General features: G+C 51.2%; 3 protein-coding genes. All 3 read left to right on the top strand.

All coding sequences use genetic code 11. The features are described from left to right. The first annotated feature begins 15 nt into the window (after positions 1 to 15). From ICW23_RS04870 to ICW23_RS04860, 3 genes are read left to right on the top strand one after another with little or no spacing between them, the layout of a single operon-like run. Entirely contained in the window at positions 16 to 7662 is a 7647-nt protein-coding gene (locus ICW23_RS04870) for a non-ribosomal peptide synthetase (protein ID WP_188154118.1), read from the top strand. A 25-nt stretch (positions 7663 to 7687) separates the two neighbouring features. Then, positions 7688 to 18463: a non-ribosomal peptide synthetase gene (locus tag ICW23_RS04865; protein WP_188154117.1), complete on the top strand. Its 10776-nt coding sequence runs from the start codon at positions 7688 to 7690 to the stop codon at positions 18461 to 18463. An 18-nt stretch (positions 18464 to 18481) separates the two neighbouring features. Then, positions 18482 to 22285: a non-ribosomal peptide synthetase gene (locus tag ICW23_RS04860; protein WP_188154116.1), complete on the top strand. Its 3804-nt coding sequence runs from the start codon at positions 18482 to 18484 to the stop codon at positions 22283 to 22285. Positions 22286 to 22343 lie beyond the last annotated feature (58 nt).

Here is a 22343-nt window from a genome sequence, read left to right as displayed (position 1 = left end):
AAAAGGAGAGGCGCAATGGGGCAGCAACCGGAAATACAAGATATATACCCTTTATCTTTTATGCAGGAGGGCATGCTTTTTCATTCTCTTTTGGATCATGACTCAAGAGCCTACTTCGAACAAGCAGTGTTTACGATCAGCGGACAGCTTGACCGGGAACGATTCCAAAAAAGTATAGATGCTGTTTTTGAACGATACGATATTTTCCGTACGACGTTTATTCATAAGAATGTGGCGAAGCCCCGCCAAGTCGTGTTAAATAACAGGCCGAGCCGCGTTCAGTTTCATGATATTTCTCATTTGGATGAGAAGGCGCAAGACATGTATGCCGACCGGTTCAGTAAAGAAGACAAAGATAAAGGCTTTGATTTGCAATCAGACCCTCTCATGAGAGTCTCCATTCTGAAAAAAGCGCCCGAACGCTATGTTTGCATTTGGAGCCACCATCATATCGTCATGGACGGCTGGTGCTTCGGAATTGTTATGAAGGAATTTCTGATGATCTATCAATCTCTCGGAGACGGGCGGCTCCCGTCTCTCGAGCCTGTTCAGCCATATGGAAAGTATATTAAATGGCTCATGAAGCAAGATCGTAAAGAAGCCGAGTCATTTTGGAAAACGAGACTTGCCGATCTTGAGCAACCGTCGTCTCTTCCGAAAAAATCCGCGGAACCAAACGGCGAGCTTGAGCAGGCTGTTTTCACTATTTCTGAAGAGCAGACAAATGAGCTGAAGAACATTGCGGCAAGGGCGGGAGCGACGCTGAATACGGTGTTTCAGGCACTGTGGGGCATTTTGCTGCAGCGAGTCAGCCGCTGTGAAGACGCCGTTTTCGGTTCTGTCGTTTCCGGCCGGCCGTCGGATCTGGCGGGCGTAGAAAAAATGGTAGGACTGTTTATCAATACGGTTCCCGTGCGGGTAAAAAGCGGTTCGTTTTCCTTCCTGGAGCTCGTCAGGCATTTACAGCAGGAGACTCTGCAAGCAGAAGCGTACAGCTATTATCCGCTGTATGACATTCAGGCGCAAAGCCCTCTGAAGCAGGCGCTGTTTGACCATATTATCGTGTTTGAAAATGTGCCGGCCCAGCGTGAAATTGAAAATGTGAGTCAGGCCGGTTCATTTGATTTTGCGGTAGAGGATTTCACGATGGAGGAAGTCACAAACTACGGATGCAGCGTAAAGGTGATTCCGGGAAGTTCTCTTTATATCCGCTTAAACTTTGATACCGGTATATACGATCGTGTTTTTATGAAGAAGATTGAAACCTTTTTACGGCATATGATGAAATCAGTCATTTCCGACCCTGAAATGAGCGCCTCCGAGATCGCATTGCTGGATGCGTGTGAAGCCAGAAATATGCTGGATGGGTTTAACCGGACAGAAACGGCTGAACCGCCGGCTCCGACGCTTCACGGGCTGTTTACCCGCCGCGCTGCGCTTTCGCCGCATCGTCCGGCGCTCCGTTTCCCAGACGGTATGCTGACGTACGCCGAGCTTGACCGGTACACAGACAGGCTCGCTGTTCGGCTCCGCCAAAAAGGCGTCCGCAAAGAAAGCATGGTCGGCGTGCTCGCTGAACGCTCGCCGGAGATGGTGATTTCAGTGCTTGCCGTGTTAAAAGCAGGCGGCGCCTACGTGCCGCTTGATCCGGAATATCCGGAGGACAGGCTGCGCTATATGCTCAAAGACAGCGGCGCCTGTCTCCTGCTTCAACAGTCGGGGTTATCCGTTCCCGATTTTTCCGGCGAAACGCTAGAAGTGTCTCTTTCTGCCCTTACAGGTGAGGCGGAGACAGGGGCTGTCTCTGAAGAAGCGGATGCCGATTCGCTCGCTTATATCATTTACACGTCCGGTTCGACGGGAACACCGAAGGGGGTGGCTGTTGAACACCGTCAGGCCGCCGCCTTTTTATCCGGGATGCAAGGGCAGTTTCCGTTAACGGAAGAGGATATGATCGTGCTGAAATCATCCTTTTCCTTCGACGCTTCCATCTGGCAATTGTTTTGGTGGACGATGTCCGGCGCCTCCGTGTATCTGCTTCCGTCCGGATGGGAGAAAGATCCCGCGCGGATGATTGAAGCGTTTGCCTCGGAAAAGGTGACGACCGCGCATTTTATTCCGGCGATGGTCAACAGCTTTTTAGATGCGCTGGAAACAGAGCCTGAGGAAACAAGAATCCGCCTCGGCAAAACCTTGACACGCGTGTTTGCCGGCGGGGAAGCTCTTTCACCGCTTACGGCTTCCCGGTTTGCCGATCTTCTGCCGGAGACCGTGCTCATTCACGGCTACGGGCCGACAGAAGCAACGGTTGATGCGGCATTTTACGTCTGTGACCGAAAACGGGACAGCGGACGGACAAGGCTTCCGATCGGAAAACCCGTTCCGGGTACCCGTCTTTATGTGTTAGATGGCGGGGGAACCGTTCAGCCTGCGGGCGTTGCCGGAGAGCTGTACATCGCGGGGACAGGGGTGGCCCGGGGCTATTTGAACCGTCCTGAACTGACGGAGGAGCGTTTTCTCGATGATCCGTTTTATCCGGGAGAACGCATGTATCAGACGGGCGATATCGCACGCTGGACAGAAGACGGGCTTGTCGAATGGCTCGGCCGTTCAGACGGACAGGTAAAAGTCCGCGGCTACCGGATTGAACCGGGGGAAATCGAAGCGGCGATCCGGCGCATCGACGGCATTCGTGAGGCGGCGGTCACCGCCCGGACTGAACACGGCGAAACCGCGCTTTACGCCTATATCGAAGGACGGGGAAGCGATGACGTGCGGGCGGAGCTTGCGACACGCCTTCCGGCCTACATGATGCCGGCTCAGTTTATAGAGATGAGCGAGTGGCCGGTCACACCGAGCGGAAAGCTTGACCGCCGCGCGCTGCCGGCTCCTGACGGAGCGGCAGGCAGACAGGCGTACACCGCACCGCGTAACGTCACGGAAATGAAGCTTTGCGCCCTTTGGGAAGAGGTGCTGAAAAACGGCCCCGTCGGCATTCGGGATCACTTTTTTGAGCGGGGCGGCCATTCGTTAAAAGCGACGGCTCTCGTCTCCCGCATCGCCAAAGAATTCGGCGTTCAGGTGCCGTTACAGGACATCTTCGCCCGGCCGACGGTGGAAGAGCTCGCTAAGGTCATTCAGGACCTCGAAGAGAGCCCGTATGAAGCGATTCAGCCGGCGAAAACACAAGACACTTATCCAGTGTCTTCAGCGCAGAAACGGATGTATGTGCTCCAGCAGCTTGAAGACGGCGGTGTCGGCTACAATATGCCGGCTGTGCTGGAACTGACGGGCCCGCTTGACCGCGGCCGGCTGGAGGAGACGTTCCGGCAGCTTGTCGAGCGGCATGAGTCGCTCAGAACGTCCTTTGAAACGGGGCATGACGGCGAACCGGTGCAGCGCATCCATGACAGCGTGCCGTTTCAGCTGGATGAAGCCGAGTCAGCTGACGCATTCGTCCGGCCGTTTTGTCTGGAGGAAGCGCCGCTCTTCCGCGCGGCTCTCGTGAAAGAATCGGACGAACGCCATCTTTTATTAACGGATATGCATCACATTATTTCCGATGGTGTGTCCGTCAACACCTTGATTAAAGAATTCGGCGAGCTGTATGCCGGCCGCTCGCTTGCGCCGATGCGTCTTCAATATAAAGACTATGCCGTCTGGCAGCGGGCGTTTCAGCAGAAGGAAGGATACCAGAAGCAGGAAGCCTACTGGCTGAAGCGGCTTGAAGGTGAGCTTCCGGTGCTTGAGCTTCCGGCTGACAAGCCTCGTCCGGCTGTCAGAAGCTTTGCGGGCGGCAACGTCTCGTGCACGCTTGACGCTGAAACGGCATCCGGCCTTCACCGCATCGCACGCGATCACGGCTCCACTTTGTACATGGTGCTTCTCGCCGCGTACAATACGCTGCTCGCGCGATTGAGCGGACAGGAAGATATCATCGTCGGCTCGCCGATTGCCGGGCGCCCGCACAAAGACCTTGAACCGATTCTCGGAATGTTCGTCAACACGCTCGCCATCAGAACGGAGCCGAAGGGAGACAAACGGTTTACCGATTATTTGGCGGAAGTCCGCCAGGCGGCGCTTGAGGCGTATGAGCATCAGGACTATCCGTTTGAAGAGCTTGTGGAACGGCTCGGCGTGCAGCGGGACATGAGCCGCAATCCGCTGTTTGACGTGATGTTTGTGCTCCAGAATATGGAGCATGAATCCTTGGTTTTAAATGAGCTGCATTTGACTCAAGCTGCGGATACCGGCCATAAAACAGCAAAATTTGATGCCACGCTTTATGCGGCAGAAGGGTCTGACGGCACCATCAGCTTTGATTTTGAATTCAATGCAGATATCTATCAAAAACAGACAATCGAAAAATGGCTTTCTTATTTTACTCGTATTCTTACGAAAGTGATTGAAGACCAAACAATACCGCTTGGTGACATTCACGTGCTGGATGATGCTGAAACAAATCGCGTCATTTATCAATTTAATCAGACGAAAAGCGATTATCCCAAACACGAAACCATCAGCCGTTTATTTGAGCGGCAGGCGGAAGAAACACCTGATGCCCAGGCTGTTGTATATCGCGGACAAATCTTGACATACAGAGAGCTGAACGAACGGGCTAACAGAATTGCTGCGGCGCTCCGATCAAATGGCGCCGGTCCGGAAAGTGTGGTCGCACTATTAACCGGCCGCACAACAGAGCTTGTTTCCGGCATTCTCGGAATATTAAAAGCGGGGGGCGCCTACTTGCCTATCGCTGACGATGTGCCGCGGGAACGGGCTGAATGGATGCTTAAAGACTGCAAAGCTGATATTCTCCTTCAATCTGATAAAGTTGACGGTCTGCCGCTTTCAGGAAAACGTTTATTCATAGAGGATATTCAAACACAGGCTGGATTGAGTGCAGTTAATCCCGAACCGCTCGGCGGACCCGAATCATTGGCCTACATGATTTATACGTCCGGGTCAACGGGTGCGCCAAAAGGCGTCATGGTTGAACAGCGAAGCGTGATCCGCCTTGTGAAAAATAGCAATTATATTGATTTCACGCCGAAAGACAGACTGTTGTTTACTTCATCATTAGGATTTGACGTCACGACATTTGAGATATTCGGCCCGCTTTTAAACGGCGCTTCTTTATATGTAAGTGACCAGGAAACCTATCTCGATTCTGATGACTTGGAAACATTTATACAGCAAAACGGTATAACGACACTTTGGCTTACATCGTCTCTGTTTAACCATTTATCTGAACAAAATGAACATGTGTTTTCGGGATTATCACGATTGATTATCGGCGGAGAAGCACTGTCCCCAAGCCATGTCAACCGGGTTCGGGGAGCACTGCCGCATCTTGCAGTATGGAATGGATACGGACCGACGGAAAACACAACGTTCTCGACATGCTTTTTGATTGAACAATCATACGATCATTCGATCCCGATCGGGCGCCCTGTCGGAAATTCAACCGCGTATATTATAAACGGCAGGGGAACACCCCAGCCGATCGGCGTCATCGGCGAATTATGCACGGGCGGAGACGGTGTGGCGAGAGGATATTTCGGACGTCCTGAGCTGACGGAAGAAAAATTTGTCCCTAATCCATTTGTTCCCGGAGAACGAATGTACCGCACCGGAGATTTAGCCCGCTGGCTGCCGGACGGAACGATCGAGTATGCGGGCCGAATGGATGATCAAGTGAAAATCCGCGGTTATCGGGTGGAGCTGGGAGAAATTGAAGCCGCTCTGAGGAGCTTGGACGGCGTGAAAGAAGCCGCAGTGTCAGTCAGAACCGGACAGTCCGGCAATAAAGAACTGATCGCATACATGAGCCTGCAGGCGGACATGAACATAGAAACAGTGCGTTCTTTACTTTCTCAGCGCCTGCCGAATTACATGATTCCGTCCTATATGATGGAGCTTGAGAGGCTGCCGCTTACGCCGAACGGTAAATTGGATCGGAAAAATCTGCCCGAACCGGAGCTCGCGCTTCAAACCGCATACACAGCTCCCCGCAATGAGCTTGAAGAACAGCTTTCCGCAATCTGGCAGGAAGTGCTCGGCGCAAAGCAAGTCGGAATTGAAGACTCATTTTTTGAATTGGGCGGCGATTCAATCAAAGCGCTGCAAGTTTCCGCACGGCTCGGACGCTATGGGTGGAAAATGGCGGCAAGTGACTTGTTCCGCCATCCGACCATTAAGGAACTCGCGCCTCTTATCCGGAAAGCGGAAAGAGTCATCGATCAGCGGCCGGTTGAAGGAGATATTCCTTGGACCCCCGTTCAGCACTGGTTTTTATCACAGCGGATGGAAAACAGAAATCATTTCAATCAGTCCGTCATGATGTTCAGCTCGGACGCTTTGCGTAAACAGCCGCTCAAAGAAGCTTTGCAGCATCTCGTCATTCATCATGATGCACTCCGGATCACTGTCAATGCAGAAAACGGAAGTCTCAGACAAATCAATCACGGCATCCAAAAGGATGAACTGTACAGCTTGGATATATGGGATCTGTCTGAAACGGATTCATGGGAAAGAGAAATAGAAACTGAAGTGGCAACACTCCAACAGCGGATGGACATTGAAAGAGGGCCGCTATTAAAAGCCGGCTGGTTCAAAACCCGGTCTGGGGATTATTTATTCATTACTATCCATCACTTGGCGGTTGACGGAGTGTCATGGCGTATTTTGCTGGAGGATTTATCAGCCGCTTACACTCAAGCCGTAAAAGGTCAGCCGGTTCAGCTTCCGCCAAAGACTGATTCCTTTAAGCAGTATGCAGAAAGGCTTTCAGAATACGCAAAAAGCAGCAAGCTGATGCGTGAAGAAGACTATTGGCGTTTTACTGAAGAAGAAACCGCCGCCGGGCTTCCTTATGAAAAACCGCTGCATCAGACGGGAGCCGACAGCATTCGGCAAACGGTAAGCTTTACGCTCTCAGAAGAAGAAACGTCCGTTTTGCTGCAGCAGGTCAACCGGGCCTACCATACCGATACGCAGGATATTCTCCTGACTGCGGCAGCCTTGGCTTTACGGGACTGGACAGGAGGCAGACTCCGCATCGCGATGGAAGGGCACGGAAGGGAGCATATCATGCCGGAGCTTGACATCAGCCGCACCGTAGGCTGGTTTACTTCCATGTATCCGGTGCTCATTGACTTGAATACAGCCGGTTCAGAACTTGGGACCGCGGTAAAAACAGTAAAAGACACACTCGGAAGAATACCGGATAAAGGAATAGGCTACGGTATTTTAAAATATATGACACCGCCTGAGCAAAAAACAATTCGGTTCGGACAAGCGCCTGAAATCAGCTTTAACTATTTAGGGCAATTCAATGATACAGAAGATCAGCACACGTTCAGTTTATCCGGTCTTGCGAGCGGGCACGACATTACGCCGACATGGCAGCGGGAACAAGCGGTGGAAATGAGCGCGATGGCTGCACAGCACAAGCTTCACTTCAGTTTGAGCTATCCGCCGAGCCGCTTTCGCAAAGAAACGATGGAACAGCTGCTGCAAACCTTACAACAATATTTGCGTGATATTATGGCGCACTGCACTGGCAAAGAAGAATCAGAAAAAACCGTTAGTGATTTTAGCAGCAAAACGTTAACATCTGATGATTTGGACAGCATAGCGAGTTTTGTCGAGGAACTGTAGAAAAAGGCGACGGGGAGATCATAACATGACAAAAAAGAATGCAATTCAGGATATTTATCCGCTGTCTTATATGCAGGAAGGAATGCTTTTTCATTCCCTCCTGCAAAAGGAATCACAGGCTTACGCCGAACAGGCCTCCTTTTCTATCACGGGGAAGGTTGACACCCGCGTGTTTGAAGAGAGCGTCCATGTTCTTTTCGAAAGACATGATATTTTCAGAACGATCTTTATCAGCCAGAACGTGTCCGTTCCGCAGCAGGTCGTATTAAAAGAGCGGAACGTCAGCATCATTGAAGAAAACCTCACCAATTTAAACAAGACTGATCAAACAAAATATATCGAAGAAGCCAAACGAAGAGACCGTGAGAAAGGATTTCATCTGCAAAAGGACATGCTGATGCGGGTGACGCTGCTGCAAACCGGAGAACGTGAATACACGTGCATATGGAGCTTCCATCACATCATTATGGATGGCTGGTGTCTCGGAATCGTGCTGAAAGAGTTCTTCCAGATATACGCCTCGCGGCTCCGCCAAACACCGTTAACGCTTGAGCCCGCTGTGCCGTACGGGACCTATATCAAGTGGCTGATGGAGCAAGATAAAGAAAAAGCCGCTTCGTACTGGGAGCGATATCTTGAAGGCTTTGAACAGCAGACTGTTCTGCCGAAACAGAAAAAAGCCGGCGGCAGCAGACAGGAGGAAGTGACGTTTTCCTTTTCAAAAGGGGACACAGCCAAGCTGAAAGAGCTGGCCGTGAAAGAAGAGGTCACACTGAGCACCATTTTCCACACGCTCTGGGGCATTTTGCTCCAGGCGTACAATCAGACAGAGGATGCGGTTTTTGGTTCTGTCATCTCCGGAAGGCCGTCTGAAATTGAAGGCATCGAGCGAATGATCGGCCTGTTCATTAACACCGTCCCTGTCCGGATCAGCGGAGCGGACATCCCGTTTCAAAAACTGATCAAAAACGTGCAAAAGGACGTTTTGAAAGGGCAGGCTTACAGCTATCATCCGCTTTATGACATACAAGCGAATTCACAAGTAAAACAAGGCTTAATTGACCATATTCTCGTCTTTGAGAATTATCCGGTTGAACAAGAACTTGACGTGCTGAACAGCGAGGGGGATACGAAAGATCTTTTCCACATCCATGATTTCAGCATGGAAGACGAAACCAATTACAGTTTTTATCTTATGGTGGCGCCGGGTGACGAGATTCATTTGAAAATGAGATACGATTCAAGCGTGTATGACCGCCAATTTATCGAAAATATCAAAGGTCATTTGACACATATCGTTTCCCAGATTCTCGACAAACCTGATATCACGCCGGATAACCTTGTAATCATAACTCCTGAGGAAAAAGAGCAGCTGCTTGCTCCAATTTCTGAAGAAACCGAAAAGCCTGAATATGACACAATTCATGCGATGTTTGAACGGCAAGCCGCACAAACGCCGGATCAAATCGCGATCAAGTATGAAGGCGAGTCAGTGACGTACAAAGAGCTGAACGAATCGGCTAATAAGCTGGCCCGCCTTCTGCAAAAACGCGGATTAAAGCGGGAGGAGCCGGTAGGCGTCATGCTCGGCCGTTCCCCTTCTTTAGCGGCGGCCGTTCTCGGTATTTTAAAAGCGGGCGGCGCCTTTGTCCCGATAGATCCCGGCAGTCCAAAGGAGCGTATCCGCTATATCATTGAAAACAGCGGCTGCGTCCATGTTGTAACAGAGCGGCACCAGTCAGTTCCCGCGGAACAAACGCTGCAAGTTACATACATAGAAGAAGCCGGGACAGAAGCGGACGGAAGCAATGTGCAATCCATTAATACAGCGGACGATCTGCTTTATATGATTTATACATCAGGAACGACAGGGAAACCGAAGGGTGTGCTGCTCGAACATAAAAATATGGCCAACCTGCTTTCTGACCAATTGGCGAACACAGACATTGATTTTTGCACAAATGTGCTGCAGTACGCATCTGTGGCATTTGACGTCTGCTACCAGGAGTTATTTTCAGTACTCTTGAGCGGCGGCACTCTTTGTATCGTGCCGGAATCAATCAAACGAGATGTTTCTCAGCTGTATTCGTTTATCGATCAGCATAAAGCGGAAGTGGTATTTTTCCCGACTGCCTTTGTCAAAATGCTTTTCAATGAAGACGATTATGCACAGTCTTTTCCCCGCTGTGTGAAGCATGTCATTACGGCCGGAGAGCAGCTGACCGTCTCGCGGTTGTTCAGGCAGACGCTCCGTTTACACGGTATGCATTTGCATAATCATTACGGGCCGTCAGAAACCCATGTGGTTTCAACGTACACGATTTCTGCGGGAGATGACATACCTGAACATCCGCCGATCGGGAAACCGATCCATCATAACAAGATGTATATTTTCAGCAAAAACAGACAGCTTCAGCCTCTCGGAATTGCTGGAGAATTGTATATTTCCGGAGCGAATACAGGAAGAGGCTATGTGAACAATCCGGCGCTGACCGAAGAGAAATTTTTGCCGGATCCGTTCAGAAAGGGTGCCGTCATGTACCGTACCGGAGATTTGGCAAGACTGCGTGCGGACGGCCAAATTGAATACATCGGCCGGACAGATGATCAAGTGAAGATCAGAGGGTATCGGATTGAACCGAAAGAAATTGAAACCGTTCTGGCAAATCATCATGCCGTGAAAGAAGCTGCCGTGCTGATTCAAACGAATGAGTCGGGCGAAAATGAATTATGCGCCTACTGCAGCGTCTCACAAGCAACTGATCCTTCTCAGCTGCGGAGCGATTTGGCGAAAGAGCTGCCTGATTATATGATTCCGGTTAAATGGGCTTTTGTTGACGCGATTCCGCTCACTGCAAACGGAAAAGTCGACCAGCGTGCCCTTCCGGAAGCTTCGGGGTACGCCGCAGGCCGTCAATACACGGCTCCCCGGAATGTGACAGAGCTGAAACTGACCCGGATATGGGAAGAAGTGCTTCAGAGCGGCCCGATCGGTGTTCACGATCACTTTTTCGAGCTTGGCGGCCATTCATTAAAGGCGACGGCGCTCGTGGCAAAAATAGCCAAAGAGTGCAGCGTGCAAATTCCGCTGAGCGATGTCTTCAGCCATCCGACCGTAGAAGAACTCGCCAATATCATCAGCGAAGCAGAAGAGAATCCGTTCGCATCTATAGAAAAAACAGAAACGAAAGAAACCTATCCTGTCTCATCCGCCCAAAAACGGATGTACGTCCTTCACCAGCTTGAAAATGGAGGAGTCAGCTATAACATTCCAGCCGTTTTAGAGGTGAAGGGGCCGTTTGACCCAAACAGGATAGAAGCCGTGTTCAAGGAACTGATCCGGCGGCATGAACCGCTAAGAACGTCCTTTGAAGAAAAAGACGGACGGCCGGTGCAGAGGATTCATGACGAGGTTCCGTTTGCATTTACACAAGAACAATCAGCTGAAGCGTTTATCCGGCCGTTTGACCTCGGCAAAGCGCCTCTTTTCCGGGCCGGATTTGTCCAAATTGAAAAAGACCGGCACCTGCTTTTAGCTGACATGCATCATATTATTTCAGACGGCGTATCCGTCAACCTTTTGATACGTGAATTCAGTGAACTGTATGCTGGGAGAAGTCTGCCTCCGTTACGGATTCAATACAAAGATTATGCCGTTTGGCAGCAATCATTCATGGCCGGCGCCGCATACAAAAAACAAGAGGAGTACTGGCTGAACCGTCTTGCCGGGGTGCTTCCCGTACTTGAATTGCCGGCTGATAAGCCGCGTCCGCCGGTGCGGAGCTTTTCCGGTGACCGGGTGTCATTTGTCATCAGCGAAAAACATACGGCACAGTTGAAAAAGCTGGCGAAAGAAAACAAATGCACACTGTATATGACGCTGCTCGGTGTGTACACCGTTCTGTTAGCCCGTTTAAGCGGACAGGAAGATATGATTGTCGGGTCTCCGATTGCGGGAAGGCCTCATGCCGATCTTGATAGCGTTCTGGGCATGTTTGTCAATACGCTTGCAGTCAGGACGCGCCCCGCAGGAAGCAAGACATTTAAAGATTATTTACAGGAGATTCGCCAAACAGCGCTTGAGGCCTACGAACATCAGGATTATCCGTTGGAGGAACTCGTCGATAAGCTCGGTGTGCCGCGGGATATGTCCCGAAATCCGCTGTTCGATACAACATTTGCGCTGCAGAACATGGAACAGCAAAAGCTTAGGGCAGACGGGCTTGAACTGCAGCCGGCAGACATCAGCCTGCCGATTTCTAAATTTGATATGTCACTGTACATCTCGGAAAATGCTGGTGAATTGTACTGCCAGTTTGAATACAGTACCGATTTGTTTGAGAGAAAAACGATTCAAAAATGGGCGGGATTTTTTGCGACACTTGCCGAAAACGCCGCTGCTGATCCGGGATTGGAATTAAACGATATTTCCGTCTTATCAGAAAAAGAAGAAATGTCCCTGCTTCACGATTTCAGCCCCTTGCAGAAAACAGCGTTTCCGCTTGAGCAGCCTCTTCATGCTCTGCTGGAACAGCGGGCGGAGAAAACGCCGGACCGTCCGGCAATTTTAACTGACGACATTTCGATTACGTATCAAGAGCTGAACGAAAGGGCAAATGAGCTTGCGCACCAGCTGATAAAGCGGGGGATAAGGCTGGAGGATAAAACCGCCATCATGGGCCGGCGTTCTCCTGACATGCTGATCGGCATTTACGCCATCTTAAAAGCAGGCGGTGCATATCTGCCGATTGATCCGGATTACCCGAAAGAGCGGATTCGCTTTTTACTGAAAGACAGCGGCGTAAGATTCTTACTTGCGGAACCGGAACTTTCGGCCGCAGATCTTTTTGACGGAGAGATCATATCGCTGAAAAGCGGGCGAACAGGGAACCCGGAAGCCGCAGCCAACCCGAATGTTCCCGTAAAACCCGATTCATTGGCTTATATCATCTACACATCCGGTTCTACCGGACGCCCAAAAGGCGTGCAGGTTGAACATCAGTCAGCCGTAAACTTTTTATACTCGCTGCAAACGCGTTATAGATTAAGTGATTCTGACATCATTTTGCATAAAACATCATACTCTTTTGATGCTTCGATTTGGGAGCTGTTTTGGTGGCCGATCGCGGGAGCTTCTGTTTTCCTTCTTCCGCAAGGCGGTGAGAAAGACCCTGAAATAATACTGAACGCACTGGAGAATAACCGCATAACGGCGGCCCATTTTGTGCCTTCTATGCTTCATGCGTTCTTGGAATATATAAATTCCAGAAAACAGTCCGTCAAAAAGACCAGCTTAAAAAGGGTTTTTGCCGGCGGCGAACAATTGGGCCCGCACCTGGTTTCCCGTTTTTATGACCTTCTGCCGAAAACGGAATTGACAAATTCCTACGGACCGACAGAAGCGACTGTGGAAGCCTCGTACTTTGATTTACGCCGAGGAAGTGAATTTCACAATGTTCCGATCGGCATTCCAGGACATAACATGCGGCTGTATGTTTTAAATCAAAAGAAACGGCTTCTCCCGCCGGGATGTATCGGAGAGCTTTACATCGCGGGGGCAGGGGTGGCCCGGGGCTATTTGAACCGTCCTGAACTGACGGCGGAACGTTTTCTCGATGATCCGTTTTATCCGGGAGAGCGCATGTATCAGACGGGCGATATCGCACGCTGGACAGAAGACGGGCTAGTCGAATGGCTCGGCCGGTCAGACGGACAGGTGAAAGTCCGCGGCTACCGGATTGAACCGGGGGAAATCGAAGCGGCGATCCGACGCATTGACGGTATTCGTGAGGCGGCGGTCACCGCCCGGACTGAACACGGCGAAACCGCGCTTTACGCCTATATCGAAGGACGGGGAAGCGATGACGTGCGGGCGGAGCTTGCGACACGCCTACCGGCCTACATGGTGCCGGCTCAGTTTATAGAAATGAGCGAGTGGCCGGTCACACCGAGCGGAAAGCTTGACCGCCGCGCGCTGCCGGCTCCTGACGGAGCGGCAGGCAGACAGGCGTACACCGCCCCGCGGAACGTCACGGAAATGAAGCTTTGCGCCCTTTGGGAAGAGGTGCTGAAAAACGGCCCCGTCGGCATCCGGGATCACTTTTTTGAGCGGGGCGGCCATTCGTTAAAAGCGACGGCTCTCGTCTCCCGCATCGCCAAAGAGTTCGGCGTTCAGGTGCCGTTACAGGACATCTTCGCCCGGCCGACGGTGGAAGAGCTCGCTTCGGTCATTCAGGACCTCGAAGAGAGCCCGTATGAAGCGATTCAGCCAGCGAAAACACAGGATACTTATCCGGTGTCTTCAGCCCAGAAACGGATGTATGTGCTCCAGCAGCTTGAAGACGGCGGTGTCGGCTACAATATGCCGGCTGTGCTGGAACTGACGGGCCCGCTTGACCGCGGCCGGCTGGAGGAGACGTTCCGGCAGCTTGTGGAGCGGCACGAGTCGCTCAGAACGTCCTTTGAAACGGGACATGACGGTGAACCGGTGCAGCGCATCCATGACAGCGTGCCGTTTCAGCTGGATGAAGCCGAGTCAGCTGACGCATTCGTCCGGCCGTTTTGTCTGGAGGAAGCGCCGCTCTTCCGCGCGGCCCTCGTGAAAGAATCGGACGAACGCCATCTTTTATTAACGGATATGCATCACATTATTTCCGATGGTGTGTCCGTCAACACCTTGATTAAAGAATTCGGCGAGCTGTATGCCGGCCGCTCGCTTGCGCCGATGCGTCTTCAATATAAAGACTATGCCGTCTGGCAGCGGGCGTTTCAGCAGAAGGAAGGATACCAGAAGCAGGAAGCCTACTGGCTGAAGCGGCTTGAAGGTGAGCTTCCGGTGCTTGAGCTTCCGGCTGACAAGCCTCGTCCGGCTGTCAGAAGCTTTGCGGGTGGGAACGTCTCGTGCACGCTTGATGCTGAAACGGCATCCGGCCTTCACCGCATCGCCCGCGATCACGGCTCCACTTTGTACATGGTGCTTCTCGCCGCGTACAATACGCTGCTCGCGCGATTGAGCGGACAGGAAGATATCATCGTCGGCTCGCCGATTGCCGGGCGCCCGCACAAAGACCTTGAACCGATTCTGGGGATGTTCGTCAACACGCTCGCCATCAGAACGGAGCCGAAGGGAGACAAACGGTTTACCGATTACTTGGCGGAAGTCCGCCAGGCGGCGCTTGAAGCGTATGAGCATCAGGACTATCCGTTTGAAGAGCTTGTGGAACGGCTCGGTGTGCAGCGGGACACAAGCCGCAATCCGCTGTTTGATGCCATGCTTGTCGTACAAAATATGGAGCATGAGGAATTGCTTCTGGACGGTTTGCATATTCAGCCTGCGGACATGTCCCGTCCGGTTTCCAAATTTGATTTCACTTTGCAGGCTTCTGAAGGCGGGGGACAGATTCATTTTCTGTTTGAATATGCCGCGGCTTTATTCCGGAAAGAAACGATGGAACGCTGGGCTTCCCACTTTTTGACGATGCTTGAACACATTGTCCGTGAACCGGAATCCTCTTTACGGGAGATCAATATGCTGACAGCACCGGAACGAAACCGGATTCTTGCGGATTTTAACGGCATGACGGATAAACAGCTGCCGGAAAAAACAGTTCATGAACTGTTCATCACCCAGGCACAAAAAACACCTGATGCTGCGGCCCTTATCAGCGGGGAAACATTGGTCACATATAAAGAATTAGATGAATGGTCGAATAAAATCGCCAGAGCTCTGCAAAAACGGCAGATCGGACCTGATGCAGCCGTCGGCATTGTGATACCAAGATCGCCGGAACAAATAGCGGCAGTCTTCGGAGTTTGGAAAGCCGGAGGCGCCTACGTCCCGATAGATCCTGAATATCCGGAGGAACGTAAGCAATATATCATCTCAGACAGCGGCGCAGCGATTCTTCTTACCGTACGGGGCGCGATAGATCAAGTGCCTGATCGTTTTAAAGGTGAAGTACTCGCATTGGAAGATATACAAGAACAGGACGCTTCACCGGTTCAGTCACTGTCGGCGCCGGAGGATTTGGCTTACATCATCTATACGTCAGGGACGACAGGCAGGCCGAAAGGGGTTATGGTCGAACATCGATCCGTCAGCCAGACCCTTCAATGGCGGAGCGGATTTTATGATCTGAATGAGAAAGATACGGTTCTTCAGCTCTTTTCATTTTCCTTTGACGGATTTGTAACAAGTATGTTCACACCGCTGATTTCCGGCGCGAAAGTGGCCGTTTTAGCTGAAGACGAAGCGAAAGATATTCTGGCCATTAAACACTATCTCGCTTCTTGCCGCATTACTCACATGATTATTGTTCCCGTGCTGTACCGTACACTGCTTGACGTACTGGAGCCGGGAGATGCCGAGTCTCTCCGGATTGTCACATTAGCGGGAGAAGCGGTCGATCAAAACATGATCAGCCGCAGTCTATCGGTTTGTCCTCACACGGAACTTGCCAACGAGTACGGTCCGACGGAAAACAGCGTCGCCACTGCAGCGGCAAGACATATAGAGCAAAATGAGGAGATTACGATCGGCCGGCCGATTGATCATTCACACGTTTATATTTTAAACGGGGATCATCTGCAGCCGATCGGTGTAACAGGGGAACTTTGCATCTCAGGTTCCGGCCTTGCAAGAGGGTACCGCAATCTTCCTCAGCAAACAGCTCAAGCCTTTGTCCAAGACCCGTTCCAGAAGAACCGGCGCATGTACCGCACGGGCGATCTGGCAAAATGGCTGCCGGATGGCACGCTGCAATATATCGGCCGAATGGACGAGCAAGTCAAAATCAGAGGCTACCGGGTGGAGCTGCAAGAAATTGAGGCCGCCTTAACAGGCATAAAAGGTGTCAAAGAAGCCGCCGTCACTGCTCTGCCCGCATCAGCAGGCCAAACGGAATTATGCGCTTATATCGTGACAGAAGAAGGAACAGAAAGCGAAACGGTGAAGCAGGCGCTCAGAAATGAAATGCCCGCTTATATGGTGCCGGCGCTCTTTGAAACACTTGAGGCCCTGCCAGTCACACCGAACGGGAAGCTTGACCGCCGCGCGCTTCCTGAGCCGCGGAAAAAAATACAAACGGGACGGGCGTTTACAGAACCGGCCAGCGCCATTGAAAAGGAATTGGCCGCGATTTGGAGCGACGTGCTCGGAACTGAAAACATTGCAGCGGATCAATCATTTTTTGAGCTTGGCGGCGATTCCATCAAAGCCCTGCAAGTGTCGGCCCGATTACACCAGACAGGAAAACAGATCGCTGTAAAAGATATTTTCAGCCGGCCGACAATTAAAGAACTTGCGCCTTATGTCCGTACAGAGCGGCAGCCGGTCAGCCAAGCTCCCGCAGAAGGAGAAGTGAAGTGGTCACCTGTTCAAAAATGGTTCTTCGCACAGGACATGAAGGAAGCAAACCATTTTAACCAGTCCGTTATGCTGACGAGAACAAATGCAATTGATGAAGAGGCTTTGAGGAAGACGTTAAAAGCCATTACCGTTCATCATGATGCCTTGCGCCTTGTGTGCAAAAAAGACGGAGAGAAAGGCCTCTTCCTCTTCAACAGACCGGCTGGCCTCCCAGATGAGCAGCTTTACAGCCTGACTATTTTGGAAGCGGCAGGCGATGAGCATGAAAAGGAACGTTTTATAAAACGCCGCGTCGCAGAGCTTCAGAGAAACATGGATTTGGAGAACGGGCCGCTTGTACAGGCAGGGCTGTTCCGCTCTGAAGCAGAAGATTACTTGTTTCTTACCGTCCATCATCTCGCCGTCGACGGGATGTCATGGCGGATTTTATTGGAAGACTTGGCTTCTGCCTATGAGCAGGCTGTCTCCGGAAAAGAAATCAATCTTCCGCCGAAAACCATGTCATTCAAATCATATACGGAGCAGCTGGAGGATTATGCTGAAAGCCGACAGTTGCTTCAGCAGACGGAGTATTGGCGGGAGATAGAACACTATGAAACAGAAAGTCTCCCTTGCGAGCAGGCAGAACGATCTGAAACTTCTGCGGAAAAACGGAACACGGTATCTTTCACATTGACAGAAAGTGAAACAAATGCGCTGTTGAAAGATGTGCACAGCGCCTACAATACGGATACGCAAGATGTGCTTTTGGCTTCCGCCGTGCTCGCTGTTCAGAAATGGTCGCCGCGGGATGCTTTGAAAATCGCCCTTGAAGGACACGGACGCCAATCGGAGCAGGGCGGTGCGGACATCAGCAGAACGGTGGGGTGGTTCACTTCCATTTATCCGGTGCTTTTCCGGGCGGGAGCTTATGAACCTCTTGAAGAATATGAAATTCGCACATTGAAAACCGTCAAAGACACATTGCGGCGCATTCCGGATAAAGGGAACGGATACGGCGTCCTTAAATATTTGACACCGCCGAAGCTTGCCGGGATGACTTTCGGGAAAGCACCGGAGATCAGCTTTAACTATCTCGGACAATTCGATGCGCCCGGCGGGAATCCGGCAGAAACGGAACAGCCTGACGCGTTTCAATTTTCTCCTTTGGGCAGCGGAGATGATGTGACGGATACATGGAAACGGGAGCAGTCACTTGAAATCAGCGCGATTGCGGCAAAAGGCCGGATGACCGTCAGCATTTCCTATGAAACGGGACGCTTCCGGCAGGATACGATCGAACGGCTGTCCGAAAGCTGCCGGTATTTTCTCCTGAAACTGTCGGAACATTGCCTCAGTAAAACCGATACGGAGAAAACCATCAGTGACTTTGATGATCGGGAGCTGACCGAGGAAGCATTGCAGGATATTGCCGACTTACTCAGCTTCCACTAAACCGAGCGGGAGGAACACATGGAAAAAACGAAAAATATCCAAAATATTTATCCCCTCAGCCGAATGCAGGAAGGAATGCTTTTTCATTCCTTCCTGCAAAAGGAGGGGGCTGCATATATCGAGCAATCCGTCTTCACCATAAAAGGCCGGCTTCGTCCGGAATTGTTTGAGCAAAGCGTACAGTCTGTCATCAGCCGCCACGATATTTTCAGAACGGTTTTTTTGCCTCATGTCGCTCAGCTGAACGGCCCCCGCCAAGTCGTGCTTCGTGAGCGGGAATTCCGGCTGCACCGCGAAGATCTTACACATTTGGATGAAGCGGGACAAAACAGCTATATACAGCGATTTAAGGAACGTGACCGGTTAAACGGCTTTGATTTGCAAAAGGATATGCTGATGCGTGTTTCTTTGTTTAAAACAGCTGACGAAGAATATGTATGCGTCTGGAGCCATCATCACATCCTCATGGACGGCTGGTGCCTCGGCATCGTCCTTCAGGAATTTATGCATATGTACCGGGCGATTGAATCTGGCTCACCCGTCACCTTGGAGCCCGCTAAGCCGTACAGCACTTATATTACATGGCTGACCGATCAGGACAACGACGCAGCTTCTGAGTATTGGAAAGGATATTTAGCGGGCTTTGAGACCCCATCAGGACTGCCGAAAATATCGGTCCGGCCCCAGGAAAAAGGCTATCACAAGAAAGAGCTGCTGTTTTCTTTAGATCAAAACCTGACGGATAAGCTGAAAACGACCGCCAAAGAAGAGGGCGCAACGCTTGCAGTTCTTATGCAGACCGTCTGGGGCCTGATGCTGCAGCGCTACAACCGGACGGACGATGCCGTGTTCGGCGCCGTCGTATCAGGGCGGCCTTCTGTCATTGACGGCGTGGAAAGCATGATCGGACTGTTTATCAATACTGTCCCGGTACGCATTAAAACGGGTGATGAAAGCTTTAGAGAACTGCTGGGCCGCTGCCAGAAAGAAATGCTTGATTCAGAGGCGTTCAGTTATCATCCGCTTGCCGACATCCAATCTCAGACTGAGCTGAAACAGGATTTAATCGACCATATTATCGTGTTTGAAAATTATCCGATTCAGCAGCAGATGAAAGACGCGGAAAAGGAATCGGATGCGCCGTTTAGAATCGGGAATGTCAACGTGTCGGAACAATCGGGCTACGACTTTAACCTCATTATAGCGCCCGGCGATGAGCTGCTCATCAAATTCAGCTACAATGCGAACGTTTATGACGAAGTATGGATAGAGAGCGTAAAAGGCCACTTGGAAGAAGCGCTGCGCGGCGCCGCTTTTCATCCCGATGTTCCTGCTGACCGGCTTCCGATGCTCGGACAAAAGGAAAAATCAAGAATAATCGGCGAATTTAATAACACGAAAACAACTTATGAAAGAGACGAAAGCATCATCAGCCTATTCAGCCGTCAGGCGGAGAAAACCCCGGATCATCAGGCGCTTCACGCCGGCGGGCTGACGTTGACGTACCGGGAGCTTGATGAACGGTCAACTGCATTCGCCCGCACCCTGCTGGAAAACGGTTTGGCGCAAAAGGGAATTGCCGGGATTTTAGCCGAACGCTCACCGGAATTTATCATCGCTGTTCTCGCTGTTTTGAAAGCGGGAGGGACGTACCTTCCGCTCGATGCAGATCTGCCTTCCGACAGGATCGCCGATATGCTCACTGAGAGCGGAGCACAGCTGTTAACGGTGCAAAACGGGATTGAGACTGATATTTACTTTTCTCGCATCATCTCTATCCCGGCTGCCGCTGAGAAACAAACCGCTGACGCGGGAAAACTGAATACCGTTACATCGCCTGATGATCTTGCCTATATTATGTATACATCCGGTTCAACAGGAAAACCGAAGGGCGTGATGATTTCCAACCGCAACGTCGTATCGCTCGTGTCCAACAGCAATTACACGTCGGCCGGCACGACGGACCGTCTCATTCTGACAGGGTCCATCGGTTTTGACGCAGTGACGTTTGAAATCTTCGGAGCGCTTTTGAACGGAGCGTGCCTTCATGTAGTTGACCGCACGACAATGCTTGCGCCTGAGAGGTTCGGCCATTATCTTTGTTCCAATCGAATTACGATTCTGTTTTTGACGACGGCGCTCTTTAACCAGTTTGCTCAGGCGGATCCGGAGATGTTTTCCGGATTGCACACCTTATATGTCGGCGGAGAAGCTTTGTCCCCGGCGCTCATCAATAAGGTCAGACACCGCTGTCCGAATCTCAGCCTTTATAACATATACGGACCGACGGAAAATACGACATTTTCCACCTTTTATGAAATCAGGCATGATTTTTCTCAGCCGATCCCAATCGGAAAACCGATCACTAATTCAACCGCGTATATCATTGAGAAAAATGGCGGACTTGCGCCGATCGGCGTGCCCGGTGAGCTTTGTGTCGGCGGTGACGGGGTTGCCAAAGGCTACTTAAACAGGCCTGACTTAACAAGTGAAGCATTTGTCAGCCACCCGATTCATCCTGAAGAAAAGATTTACAAAACAGGCGACTTGGCTTATTGGCTGCCGGATGGAAGCATCGGATACATCAGCCGTATCGACCGTCAATTCAAGATTCGCGGAAAGCGTATCGAGCCGGCCGAAATTGAAGCGCGGCTGACTGAAATTGAGGGAATCAGGGAAGCGGCAGTCATCGTGTCAGACGAAGGACAAGAAGCCATCCTTTGTGCGTATTATACAGGCGCGTATGTTGAAGAAAGAACCATTCGCTCCCTATTGGCAAGGCCGCTTCCCGACTATATGATTCCGCAGTATGTGGTAAAGCTTGACCGTATGCCGCTTACCGCAAACGGCAAAGTGGACCGCCGCAGACTCCCTGCGCCAGAACGGAAAAAGACGTCATCAAAAGCCGTTCCCCCACGAAACTGGGTAGAGCGTGAGCTGATCGACATTTGGTCGCCGATACTCGGCTGCGGGGAGCTGGGCATACAGGATGACTTTTTTGAGCTTGGCGGGCACTCTTTGAAAGCATTGCAAGTCATCCACCAGCTGAAGACCAGACAGCAGATGGATGTCCCGATTGAAATGATATTTGAATATCCGACAATTGAACAATTGGCTGAAAAGCTGTATTCCAGCAAACTGTCAGAAGCCGCCGAACAGCATATCAGCAAACTGAATCAGCCGAAAGGCCGCAACCTTTTCTGTTTTCCGCCAATCTCAGGGTTCGGCATTTTCTTCAAAGATCTGGCGGCGGCATTAAATGGACGGGCTGCTGTGTACGGCTTTAACTTTATTGAAGAAGACAGCAGAATGGAACAATACATTGATAAAATGCTGGAAATCCAGCCGGAAGGCCCTTATATCCTCTTCGGATATTCAGCGGGCGGCAATACGGCATTCGAGGCGGCAAAAGCAATGGAAAAGCGCGGCTTAGAAATCAGCGACGTCATTATCGCAGACGCGTACAGAAAGCTTGACACACTGCCGCCGCAGCCAACAAACGCAACAGCCGAAAATGTCCCGGAAGCCGTCAGGGAAGCGGTCATCAGAAAAACAGAGCGCTATCAAACGTACTGGGCGGAACTGATAAATGACGGCCAAATTGCGGCAAACCTCCATTTTATTGAGGCCGGCATAAAGGGAGAGCACAATGCTGAGCCTGAGCCGAAGAAATGGGAAGGCGCCACAACGGGACTCTATCAGGAATATCAGGGCGAGGGAGCCCATAAAGATATGTTTGAACCCGAGTTTGCACACAAAAATGCCGAGGTCATACTGGACATCGTTGCAAACAGCGGCAGACGCTTGGAACGGAATCTGTAGCATCCGGCAGAATGGTTCAGGATGAAAGAGGACAAGATAGGGGAATCAAACCAGGTTT

This window comes from Bacillus sp. 1021, from assembly GCF_014534735.1.
Taxonomy (GTDB): Bacteria; Bacillota; Bacilli; order Bacillales; family Bacillaceae; genus Bacillus; species Bacillus siamensis.
Note: the sequence above shows the minus strand (reverse complement) of the source record. Positions and strands in the feature narration are given on the sequence as shown.

Excerpts from the sequence above, each read along its gene's own strand:
- ICW23_RS04870 (WP_188154118.1), top strand. The coding sequence starts at position 16 with ATGGGGCAGCAACCGGAAATACAAGATATATACCCTTTATCTTTTATG.
- ICW23_RS04865 (WP_188154117.1), top strand. The coding sequence starts at position 7,688 with ATGACAAAAAAGAATGCAATTCAGGATATTTATCCGCTGTCTTATATG.
- ICW23_RS04860 (WP_188154116.1), top strand. The coding sequence starts at position 18,482 with ATGGAAAAAACGAAAAATATCCAAAATATTTATCCCCTCAGCCGAATG.